The sequence below is a fragment of the Achromobacter sp. UBA5777 genome, assembly GCF_002418565.1.
Classification (GTDB): Bacteria; Pseudomonadota; Gammaproteobacteria; order Burkholderiales; family Burkholderiaceae_B; genus Achromobacter; species Achromobacter animicus.
Genome location: NZ_DIEJ01000315.1, coordinates 19224 through 29720 on the forward strand (window position 1 = coordinate 19224; position 10497 = coordinate 29720).

Here is a 10497-nt window from a genome sequence, read left to right on the forward strand (position 1 = left end):
CTCCGGGCTTGCACGTCGGCCGCGCCAGGCGCTGCCGTGATCGACACTCTTAGGGGAAGCACTCATGAATCCGGCAATTGGTCTTTCGGTTGGGGCGTCCTCTCCGCCCATCCACGCGTGCGCATCAGACGACGGGCATCCGCCTTGCGGAGCGGCGTAGCCGCGGCGACCGCCGTCCGGCGCTGCCAACCCCGGCACCCCGGGCGGCGCGGCAAACAGGAACTTCCGAACAGGCCCTAACAATGGCGCGCAGTTTCAGCAGTCTGTTTTTCAAAGCGGCAAAAAAAATCCCCCGCCTCCAGCGCACGGCAATGCGCATGGCGGCTCCCAAACCGGCCCGCAAGCGCGCCACGGCGGCGCGCAAGACGGCCGCCAGCGCCACGGCGGGGCGTGCAGTCAAGACGGCGCGGCCGGCCGGGACAGCGGACGCGGGCAGGGCGGCGGCGCCCGAGGCAGCGTCGCGCGGCGTTGGCCGCTGGGAGGCCTCCCGCCAGTTCACGGACAAGACCGGCCGCCGGCTGGCCTTTGCCCGCTATACCCCCGCTTGCGCAACTGCAACAGCCGCCGGCATGCCGCTGGTCGTGATGCTGCACGGTTGCCGGCAGACAGCCGAGGCCTTCGCGCGAGGATCGCGGATGAACCAGTGGGCGGACGCCGGGGATTTCATGGTGCTGTATCCGCAGCAATCCCTGGCGCGTCAGGTGCAGCGCTGCTGGCGCTGGTTTCAGCCGGATGACGATCATGGCGGGGCCGAGGCCGATCTGATCGCGGCCCTGATCCGGTCGGAAGTCGTGCGCCACGGTCTGGACCCCGAACGCGTCTACGTGGCCGGCCTGTCGGCGGGGGCGGGGATGGCGGCGCTGGTCGCGTTGCGGCATCCGAGCCTGATCGCCGCGGTGGCCATGCACTCGGGGCCGGTCGTGGGCGACGCGCATAACGCGGGCAATGGCCTGAGCACGATGCGGCGCGGCAGTATCAAGCCGTTGGCGCCGTTGGTGCAAGCCGTGGCGGACCCGGCCGTCTTTGACCTGGGCATGCCGGCGCTGATCCTGCACGGCCAGCTTGATCCGGCCGTGGCGCCGCGCAATGCCAGGCAGTTGTTCGAACAGTTCCGCACCTTGAATGCCGCCGATCCGCACGCGCTGCCGATCGAGCGCGTGCTGGGATTGGGCACCGAAAAAGCGTACCGCAGGGTGGATGTGCTGCGCGGCCGCAAGACGGTGCTGCGGCTGTGCGAGATCACGCGGCTTGAACACGCCTGGAGTGGCGGGGATCCCGCGATCCGGTATCACGCCCGCAGCGGTCCCGATGCCTCCGCGCTGGTGTGGCGTTTCTTTCAGAGTCAGCGGCGTGCGGGCGCGATTGCCGTTGCGCAATGACAGACACGCACGTTTCGGCAGGCTGCTGGCAGGCGGCAGACAAATGGCAACGGGTAGCTGCCACGGCGCGCCGGATTATCCGGGCATGAAGAACGATGATGTCGCCGGCACCGCCGACCGGGCGGCGCCGGGCCGGCGTAACATCGCTGCAATCCCGACGCGTCCGGCGCCCGGCGCCTGTCTACGCACTTTTGCTGCCCAACTCTTATGGAACCCGTCGTTATGCCCCTGTCCATGTACCAAGCATCCGTGCCTGTCTTCATCCGCGGCCTGAACGTTCTTGCCGCGTTGCTTGAAAAGGCCGTCGCGCACGCGCAAACCGCCGGCATCGACCCTGCGGAACTCGTCAATGCGCGCCTCGCGCCCGATATGTACCCGCTGTCGGGGCAAGTGCAACGTGCCAGCGATGCGTCCAAGTTCGCGGCACAGCGGCTGTCGCAAGGCGACGCCCCGAAATTCGCCGACACCGAGACCACGCTTGCGCAATTGCAGCAGCGCGTCGCGGACACGATCGCATATCTGGAAAGCGTCAAGCCCGAGCAGGTGGACGGCGCCGAAGGCCGCCGCATCACGCTGAGCTTTGGCAACTTCAAGCCTGAATTCCAGGGCGACGAGTATCTGCTGACGTTCGCGCTGCCCAACTTCTACTTCCACGTGACCACCGCCTACGGCATCCTGCGCCAGGCTGGCGTGCCGATCGGGAAGCTGGATTTCCTGGGGCCGTACCCGCAACTGGCCCCCTGATGAATCCAGGCGGACGCGGCGTCGCCGCACCCTCATTTTTTTGACGGGTCTCCGCAGCCCTCCGTTGGCCCCATCTTCGCCATGTTCTGCTGGATCTCCTCGGGCGTGAGGTCCTGCATGTGCGTGGCGATGGACCAGCGGTGGCCGAACGGGTCCACCACCTGCCCGTAGCGGTCGCCCCAGAACATGTCGGCGGCGGGCATCGTGACTTGCGCGCCCGCCGCGACCGCCTGCTGGATCGAAGCGTCTGCGTCGGTCACATACAAGTGCAGCACCGCGGGCGTGCCCTTGAGCGCCTTCGGTCCCAGGCTGCCCCATTCCGGAAAATCATCCATCAGCATCAGGACCGAATCGCCGATCCGGATGGCCGCGTGCATGATCTTGCCGTTGGGCCCGGGCAGCCGCATCAGCTCCTCGGCATTGAAGGCTTTCTGGTAGAAGGCGAGGGCGTCGGATGCGCCCTCGCAAATAATGTGCGGCGTCAGCGTGTGCATGCCGTCGGGAATGGGCTTGGCTGCTTTGGTGGCCATGATGTGTCTCCAGGTTTGTTGAACGGCTGCGGGTTGAATGCCCGCGGCCGGGTTCGCTAGTTGCCGACCAGCGTGGCAAAGCCGCCCCAGCACATGCGCTTGACGTCGAACACGCCCTCGCAGCACATGTCCGCCAGGCGCGGGTCGGACATCACCTTGGCGTTGATGCTGTTGCGCGCTTCCTTGCTGGGATACAGGATCCACGCAAAGACGACCACTTCGCCTTCACGCGCCCCGGCCGCCGCGCTGAACGACGCGAAGCCTTCCCCGTCGATGTCGTCGGCCACGCCTTCGCGGTAGTCCAGCGCGCCGTGCTCGCGCCAGATGCCCTCGGCGTGCGTAGCCATTTTCTTGTACGTCTCCAGATTGGCCTTGGGTACGCATAGCAGGAAACCGTCTATGTACTTGTCCATCGATCACTCCTCACGTCCGTGTTGTTCTGGTTTGGGCCGGCACGTCCGCAATCCGTTCCGGCCGCCGTCCGGATTCCTGGATCGGCAGGAACCACTTTATCGGGATCCAGGCGGCTTTCAGATAGGCAATTGCGACAATATTGCGGGTGGATTGCGTCAGCCTGCAGGCGTATGCTTGGCGAGATGAAAAACGTCGCGTTCCTGCTTCCCAAGGGGACCAATATTGCGTCCCTGGAAACCGCGCGCCACGGCTTCATGGTGGCCAACGAATACCTGCGCGCGCATGGCCGCGAGCCGCGGTTCCATGTGCGCACGCTTGCGCTGACGCGCGAGGTCAGCCTGGACGACGGACGCATCAAGGTGCAGGCCGACATGGTGCTGGCCGACGCCACCGACATCCATATCTGCATTGCGCCGCCGCTTCTGGGTTCGGTATCGGACGCGGTCCTGTCCAACCGCGAACTCATCGAATGGCTGTCGCGCCATCACCGCGAAGGCGGCGAGGTCGCCAGCCTGTGCATGGGCGCCGCGCTGCTCGCCGCGGGCGGCGTGCTCGATGGGCAGCAGGCGGTGGTGCACTGGGTCGCGCAAAACCTGTACGCCAGCCTTTTTCCCACGGTGCGTTGGACCAGCGATCGCGTCGTCATGGCAGAAAACGGGGTTTATACGAGCGGCGGCGCGTTTTCGGCCGCGCATCTTGTGCTGCACCTGATCGAAAAGTACACCGACCGGGACACCGCGATCTGGTGCGCCAAGTATTTCCAGCTGGACTGGAGCCGCCAGAGCCAGTTGCCTTTTTCGGTCTTCATGGGGCAGAAGTCGCACGCGGACGAAATCGTGCGGGCGGTGCAGGAATATATTGAAGGCCGCTACCAGGAAAAGATCACCGTCGAGGAACTGGCCGGCCGCCACGCGCTGGGCCGCCGCACGCTGGAGCGGCGTTTCCGCCAGGCCACCGGCAACAGCATCGTCGAATACGTGCAGCGTGTGCGCGTCGAAGCCGCCAAGCAGCGGCTGGAAAGCTCGCGCAAGAGCGTCTCCGAAGTCATGTACGAAGTCGGCTACAACGACACCAAGGCCTTCCGCGACATCTTCAACAAATACTGCGGCATGTCGCCTGTGGGATATCGCGAGCGGTATCAATAGCACGGCGATTGCGCTGCAAAGACCGCTTGAACGCTGCCGCACGCGGGCCGACGTCAAGCTTGTTGCAGCAGTGTTGCTGCGCCACGCCTTATCTTCGTTGTCTTTGTGGAATCGCAAACAACGCCATGCGCAAATGTTTGCGAAATGTGTCGGGAAACATAGACTGGGGTTTTCCCTGAGGCCCACCTATGAAGCTCCGCACCCATTTCGGCAATCTCTCCATCGGCACCAAACTGGGCCTGGGCTTTGGCGTCGTGCTGGCCCTGCTGCTGGCTCTGGCCGGCGTGTCGCATTTCGAACTGACACGCATCGGCAGCATCAACCGCGCCATCACGCAGGAAACCTGGGTGAAGGCCAACGCGATCTCGGTGGTCGACGTCACGACGCGCGCCAACGCCCGCGTCAATCTGGAACTGATCGTCAACGCCGACCCGGCCGCGATGGACAAGCTGTTCCAGCAGATCGAGGCCAACCGCAAGCGCATCGACGACGCCCTGGCCACCCTGCGGCCGTTGATGACGACGGCCGATGTCAGCGCCCGGCTGCGCACGCTGGAAGAGGCTCGGGGCCGATACGTGAAGTCCTTCCAGTCGGTGGGCGCGCTGCTCAAAAGCGCTGATCGCGACGGCGCCCGCCAGCGCATGCTGCAAGAGACGTTGCCCATTCTGGACAGCCTGCAGGATCACATCATCGCGTTGTCCCGGGAACAGTCGGCCGACATGGACGAAGCCGGCATTGCAAGCCAGGCCGTCATCCAGGAAGCCGAGCGGCTGAACGTGGGCCTGGCCGGCCTGGCGCTCGCCTTGGGTGCGTTGCTAGCGTGGCGGGTCAGCCGGTCGATCACCCGACCGCTGGCGCGTGCGGTCAAGGCCGCGGAAACCGTGGCGGGCGGTGACCTGGGCCAGCGGATCGAAGCGGGCTCCCGCGATGAGACTGGGCGCCTGCTTCACGCCTTGCAGGACATGCAGGAGCGGCTGGCGGGCGCCGTCCGTGCGATCCGGCACGGATCGGAAACGATTTCCAGCGCCTCGGGCCAGATTGCGGCGGGCAACGCCGATCTCTCAAGCCGCACCGAAGAACAGGCGGCATCGCTTGAGGAAACCGCGGCGTCGATGGAAGAGCTGGCTTCGACCGTGAAGCAGAACGCGGACAACGCGCGCCAGGCCAACCGGCTTGCAGCCAGCGCATCGGAAATCGCGCTGCGCGGTGGGGCGGCGGTGTCCGCGGTGGTCGGCACCATGCAGGAGATCTCGGCCAGCTCGCACAAGATTTCCGACATTGTGTCGGTGATCGACGGCATCGCGTTCCAGACCAACATCCTTGCGCTCAACGCGGCGGTCGAAGCCGCCCGTGCGGGCGAGGAGGGCAAGGGCTTTGCCGTGGTAGCGGGTGAAGTCCGCTCGCTGGCGCAGCGCAGCGCGCAGGCCGCGCGCGAGATCAAGGCCTTGATCGAAGATTCCGCCGGCAAGGTGGGCGCGGGCGCGCGTCAGGCCGAGGGCGCGGGCGCCACCATGCAGGAGATCGTCACCGCCGTGCAGCAGGTGACGGACATCATGGGCGAGATTGCCGCCGCGTCGCACGAGCAGGCCAGCGGTATCGATCAGGTGAACCTTGCCGTGGCGCAGATGGACGAAGTGACGCAGCAGAACGCGGCGNNCGCGGCGCTGGTCGAGGAAGCCGCTGCCGCCGCCGGCTCGATGCAGGACCAGGCACGCGAGCTGGTGCGGGCGGTGGGCGTGTTCAGGCTGTCTGAAGACACCACGCGGCGCGGACCGGAGCAAGATCCCACTCGCGCCCCGGGCACGTTGATGCTTGCCTAGCGCCGCTATTCTCCGCAGGCGGCCTGCAATGCCTTCATCTGCGGGCTGCCTTGCGCAAAGCGCACGAACTGCACCTGGCTTTCGTCCAGCGTCTCGTCCTTGATGGTGGTGACCAGCGTGTCGTTCAGGAAATAGCGGGTGGCCGGCAAGAAACCGACCTGCGACCGGCGGCAATCGAACAGCACCTCGGTCACTGACCGGTCATAGCGCACGGGCTGCTTGTCCGCGCCCGGAATGGTCTGCGCGGCGGTGTAGCGCAGTTCCATCCTGCCCCGCGCGTTGCCCGACGCTTGCTGCGTGTTGGGCAGGCCCCCGATCCGGATCGAGACGTTGGGGTGATCGGGACGCGGCGGCACGTCGAACCATTGCTGCGCGTGGGCGCCGGTGCCCGCAAGGAGCGCGGCCAGGGTTAAGGCGGAAACTGCAAACGGTAGGCGCATGAATTGTCCGTGGTCGAAAGCGGTTTTCTTCTGCCGCCGCCCCATGGCGCTTCAATCGTGCGTCGCCTCGGAGCAGGGCGTTCAAATGTAGCAAAATGCGGTCTGGCGCCGCGCGCGAAGTTCGGTTGCTACCACCCGCGCTGCCGTCCGCGCTGACGGCGCGGCAAGATTTATCGCTAATACGTTGTCCAGATACGCATCAATATGAATTCCTTTGAACACCTCCGGGCGCAGTTCGCCCGGTTCGGCGAACTGCGCCCGCAGCCGCGCGACGCGTGGCAGGGCGACATTGCACTGCCACAGGTGCTCGCCGACTTCTACGAACAGGTGGGCCCATGGGGCGCCACCTATCACCAGAACGTGGGACCGGTCGGCATTACGCTTTCCGAAACCAACATCAGCTTTCCGCCGCTCTACAAGCTGTGGGATCGGCAGGCCGGCTATCGCTGGGATGCGTCGAATGGCGAACGCGTTGCCGAGTGGCAGGACAACTGGCTGGTGATCGCCGACCAGAACGCGGACCCCTTCATCCTGGACACCGGGACCGGCGAGATTCTTTACGCCATGCACGGCACGGGCACATGGGACGCCGACGTGGTGGCGCCCGATCTGCCGACCTTCGCGGCCGCGCTGGCCGCGGTCGGCGTCGTGTGCCTGGAGGCCGACGAAGACCTGCGCAACGATGACTGGGAAATCAGGCCCGAGCATCGGGCGCGAGCGTTGCAGGCGCTGACCATTGTGCTGGGCGACCCGGTCGAGGCCGAGTGCTTCCTGGACGTGCTTGAGTTCTGACGAAGGAAAACGACGAATGGCAACGTTTGCCGAACTGGCCGAGGATTGCGGCGTGGCCTTGCCCGGGATGCTGGCCCGGCTGATCGACGCCGGGCGCACCGGCTATGGCGAGGACAGCGCGGCATGGCGCGCCGACTGGAAGGGCAACACGCTGGCCGCGCGGCCCGTATTGTCCTGCATGGATGACCTGGAATGGATCGACGCGCAGCAGGCGCGCGACACCGCCGAGGAATGGCTCAATCCCGGCTATCAGCACGGCAGGCGCTTCCTGCCGTTCGCAGAGTCCGGCGCGGGCGATGCCTATTGCCTGACGCCCATGGCGGGCGGCGGTGTGGGCGTTGCGCTCGTCTGGCATGACAGCGGCGATGCGCGCGTGGAATGGGCGTCGTTCGAGGCGTTTGTGTTCGACGCGCTGGTGCGCAGCGCGGCGGACCTGGGGCACCTTGTCGAGGATGGCTTCACGGCGGCCGAAGCGGTGGCGTGTGTTGCGGCGAACATCAACGCATTGAAGGAATACCTGCCGCTGGCGATGCAGGCTGAACTGGACCGGTTGATGGCGGATGCCCCGCCAGTGCCGGCGGACGGGGCGACGGTTTGGATCAGTGAGGCGTCTATGGATGCGGCTTTGGCGCTGTTGCCGCCGGCCGAGGATGCGCCTTTCGACGTGGTGCCGCGTTGGGAATGCGGGGAAGCGTAGCGCAGTAAAACCTGGCGCCATGAACCCGGGCGCGATGCACGTGAGCGGCGGTCGCGTCCTGCGACGCGTCTTTCAGGGGATCCCCGTCAGCAGATGGGGCGCGGCGCCCGAGGCCGCGCGCCGGAAGCGCGACGGCGACACGCCCATGTGATCGCGAAAGAACCGCGAGAAGTTTCCAGGCGTCGAAAACCCCAGGTCCATCGCGACCGAGGTCAGCGGCTGTTCCTGCTGGACCAGCCTGCGCACGGCTTCCTCCACGCGCACCGCGCTCCAGAACACCTGCGGCGTGGTGTTGAGCTGGTCGCGGAACAGCGCAAAAAAGTGCCCCCGCGACAGCCCCACCTTGCTGGCGATGTCTTCCACGGCAACCGGTTCGTGGACGTTTTCGCGCATGTACAGGATGGCAGTGCGAAGGCGCCGGTCCAGCGTCTGCGGGCGCACGGCCGCGCCGGGCGGGCGGCTGGTCTGGGAGGACGATTCGATCGCTGCCTGCAGCAGGGCCTCGACCTCGGCGTCGATGTCGGCGCGCGGATGGTCCTGCGGCGCGACGATCTTGTCCAGCAGGCTCCAACAGCCCTGGCGCACGGCCGGGTCGATGGGCACGCCGGGCGCGGTGAAATGAAACGGCCGACCGGTGGCGGCGCGGCGCTCGTCCAGCCAGGGCTTGGCGATGTACAGAACCAGGAAGACGGCCGGACCCGAGCGGTCGAGCAGGCGGGCGTCATGGGATTCATAGGTGTTGGTGCCGAGCGCAAGGTGTTCGCTGTAGGGCACCAGTTTCGAGCCGACGTGCGCCTCGGCTCTTGCGCCGCCCAGCCACAGGGCAAGCTGCACTTCCGCATGTGCATGCGCAATCAAATCCCCGCGCAGCTCCAGCACGACCGCGCGGCCGAACGCGCCTTCGTGCAAGGCGTAAGTCTCTTGCATGATCTGTCTCCCAGTTTCTGATCGGGCGAGGCGCGCGCACTCGCCTCGCCGTGGCCACCTGTCCGCCGGGGCCTTCTGCGGGAATTTTATGGGCGTGGTTTCGGGCATTGCCGGGCTCTAGGTGTATACACCTATCACGCCATCTGACTCTGCGATAAGTTCCCGCACCGAACGATAAGCGCGGCCGTGCCGGCGCTTCTAAAGTCGTGCTGACGGCGAGGCATGAACCGCTCGCCCATTTTCAGAAGCACGAAGGAGACTGCGGTGCGGATTGCAAGTTTTTTGATGAATGGAGAGCCGGGCGTTGGCCTGGTGTCGGACGACGGCCTGTCGGTCGCGCCCCTGGCGCTTGATGCGGCGGGCAGGCATCTCGGCGCGCAGGCCGTGATCGACCTGTTGACGGCTGGCCGCCCGCTGCCCGACACGTTGGCGCCGCTGCGCCTGTCCGACGTCGACCTGCGGGCGCCGCTGCCCCGGCCGCGGCGCAACGTGTGGTGCGTGGGGCGCAACTACCATGCGCATGCAAAGGAGTTGTCCGCGTCCGTCTTCAAGGACAACGACGCCAATCCGGAATCGTGGCCCATTGTCTTTACCAAGGTGCCGGAATGCGTGGTGGGACCGCACGCGCAGGTTCTGCTGCCGGTCGGCGTGTCCGCGCAGATCGACTACGAGGCCGAGCTGGGCGTAGTCATCGGCAAGACGGGCAAGAACATTGCGCGCGGTGCGGCGATGGAACACGTCTTCGGCTACACCGTCATCAACGATGTCACCGCCCGCGACGTGCAGATGCGGCATCAGCAATGGGACATGGGCAAGTCGTTCGATACCTTCTGTCCAATGGGGCCGTGGATCGTCACGGCAGCTGCATTCGATGGGACGAGAACGCGCGTGCGCTGCTGGGTCAACGGAGAACTTCGGCAGGACGGTCCCACGGAGAACATGATCTTCGACATCCCGACCCTGATCGAAACGATCTCGCGCGGCATCACGTTGTATCCCGGCGACGTGATCGCCACCGGGACGCCAGCGGGTGTCGGCATGGGGATGACGCCGCCCCGGTATCTGGCGGCTGGCGACGTGGTTCGCGTGGAGGTCGAGGGGCTGGGCAGCATCGAGAACGAATTCGTGGAGAAGGCGTCATGACGACAAGAACGATCAATGGCCTGACGGTGGAAATCGACGGCGACGGGCCCGCATTGCTGTGCATTCACGGGCTGGGCGGTTCATCCAACACCTGGACGCCTCTGATGGGCGCTTTGACGGGGTATCGCGTCATCCGCCCGGATCTGCCGGGGAGCGCCAGATCGCCTTTGCCGGACGGCAAGCTGTCCATCTCGGGCTATGTCGACGCGCTGGTCTCGGTGTTGAAAGCGCTGGACTGCGGTGCAGTGCACGTCGTGGCGCATTCGTTGGGGACCATCGTTGCGCAGCATCTGGCGCTGAAGGAACCGGCCGGGGTCCGATCGCTGGCGCTGTTCGGACCGCTGGCCGAGCCGCCGGAGGCGGGGCGGCCGAGCATCCGGGCGCGGGCGGCGCTTGCCCGCCAGGGCGCGCCCGCCATGCAGGAGATCGCCGATGCCATCGTCAAGGGCGCCACCAGCCGCCGCAC

At 66.1% G+C, this 10497-nt stretch carries 12 protein-coding genes; 8 read left to right on the forward strand and 4 right to left on the reverse strand.

Annotation, left to right across the window (positions count from 1 at the left end):
• Positions 1-317 precede the first annotated feature (317 nt).
• The gene (locus tag B3446_RS27700) at positions 318-1379 is read left to right on the forward strand and encodes an alpha/beta hydrolase family esterase (RefSeq protein ID WP_291387328.1); all 1062 of its coding nucleotides are present in this window, start codon (positions 318-320) and stop codon (positions 1377-1379) included.
• Between the two features lie 222 nt (positions 1380-1601).
• Entirely contained in the window at positions 1602-2123 is a 522-nt protein-coding gene (locus tag B3446_RS27705) for a DUF1993 domain-containing protein (protein ID WP_291387330.1), read from the forward strand.
• A 32-nt stretch (positions 2124-2155) separates the two neighbouring features.
• Here B3446_RS27705 and B3446_RS27710 read toward each other — a convergent pair whose 3' ends face one another.
• A complete protein-coding gene (locus B3446_RS27710; RefSeq protein ID WP_291387332.1) occupies positions 2156-2653 on the reverse strand; it encodes a VOC family protein in 498 nt (165 codons plus the stop codon).
• A gap of 56 nt (positions 2654-2709) precedes the next feature.
• Complete coding sequence (locus tag B3446_RS27715) at positions 2710-3066, reverse strand: DUF1428 domain-containing protein (RefSeq protein WP_056323968.1); 357 nt, start codon at positions 3064-3066, stop codon at positions 2710-2712.
• A 171-nt stretch (positions 3067-3237) separates the two neighbouring features.
• Here B3446_RS27715 and B3446_RS27720 point away from each other — a divergent pair, with 171 nt between their 5' ends.
• Both B3446_RS27720 and B3446_RS27725 read left to right on the forward strand, forming a co-directional pair.
• Positions 3238-4212 carry a GlxA family transcriptional regulator gene (locus B3446_RS27720; RefSeq protein ID WP_191575728.1) on the forward strand — a complete coding sequence of 325 codons (975 nt, stop codon included), beginning with the start codon at positions 3238-3240 and terminating at the stop codon, positions 4210-4212.
• 188 nt (positions 4213-4400) lie between these two features.
• The gene (locus B3446_RS27725) at positions 4401-6032 is read left to right on the forward strand and encodes a methyl-accepting chemotaxis protein (protein ID WP_291387337.1); all 1632 of its coding nucleotides are present in this window, start codon (positions 4401-4403) and stop codon (positions 6030-6032) included.
• A gap of 5 nt (positions 6033-6037) precedes the next feature.
• Here the strand turns inward: B3446_RS27725 and B3446_RS27730 are convergent, their stop codons facing one another.
• Entirely contained in the window at positions 6038-6472 is a 435-nt protein-coding gene (locus B3446_RS27730; RefSeq protein WP_291387339.1) for a hypothetical protein, read from the reverse strand.
• Between the two features lie 204 nt (positions 6473-6676).
• On the opposite strand from B3446_RS27730, the gene B3446_RS27735 reads away from it, so the two are divergent.
• Both B3446_RS27735 and B3446_RS27740 read left to right on the forward strand, forming a co-directional pair.
• Entirely contained in the window at positions 6677-7264 is a 588-nt protein-coding gene (locus tag B3446_RS27735; RefSeq protein ID WP_191575725.1) for an SUKH-4 family immunity protein, read from the forward strand.
• 16 nt (positions 7265-7280) lie between these two features.
• Positions 7281-7961 carry an SMI1/KNR4 family protein gene (locus B3446_RS27740; RefSeq protein ID WP_291387342.1) on the forward strand — a complete coding sequence of 227 codons (681 nt, stop codon included), beginning with the start codon at positions 7281-7283 and terminating at the stop codon, positions 7959-7961.
• A gap of 72 nt (positions 7962-8033) precedes the next feature.
• Here the strand turns inward: B3446_RS27740 and B3446_RS27745 are convergent, their stop codons facing one another.
• On the reverse strand, positions 8034-8888 hold the full coding sequence (locus B3446_RS27745) for a helix-turn-helix domain-containing protein (protein ID WP_291387344.1): 855 nt from the start codon (positions 8886-8888) through the stop codon (positions 8034-8036).
• A gap of 264 nt (positions 8889-9152) precedes the next feature.
• Here B3446_RS27745 and B3446_RS27750 point away from each other — a divergent pair, with 264 nt between their 5' ends.
• Together B3446_RS27750 and B3446_RS27755 are read left to right on the forward strand one after the other, a co-directional pair.
• Complete coding sequence (locus B3446_RS27750; protein ID WP_291387346.1) at positions 9153-10031, forward strand: fumarylacetoacetate hydrolase family protein; 879 nt, start codon at positions 9153-9155, stop codon at positions 10029-10031.
• Positions 10028-10497: alpha/beta fold hydrolase (locus B3446_RS27755; RefSeq protein WP_291387348.1), on the forward strand; the 470-nt coding region annotated here is incomplete at its 3' end. The genes B3446_RS27750 and B3446_RS27755, both read left to right, overlap by 4 nt.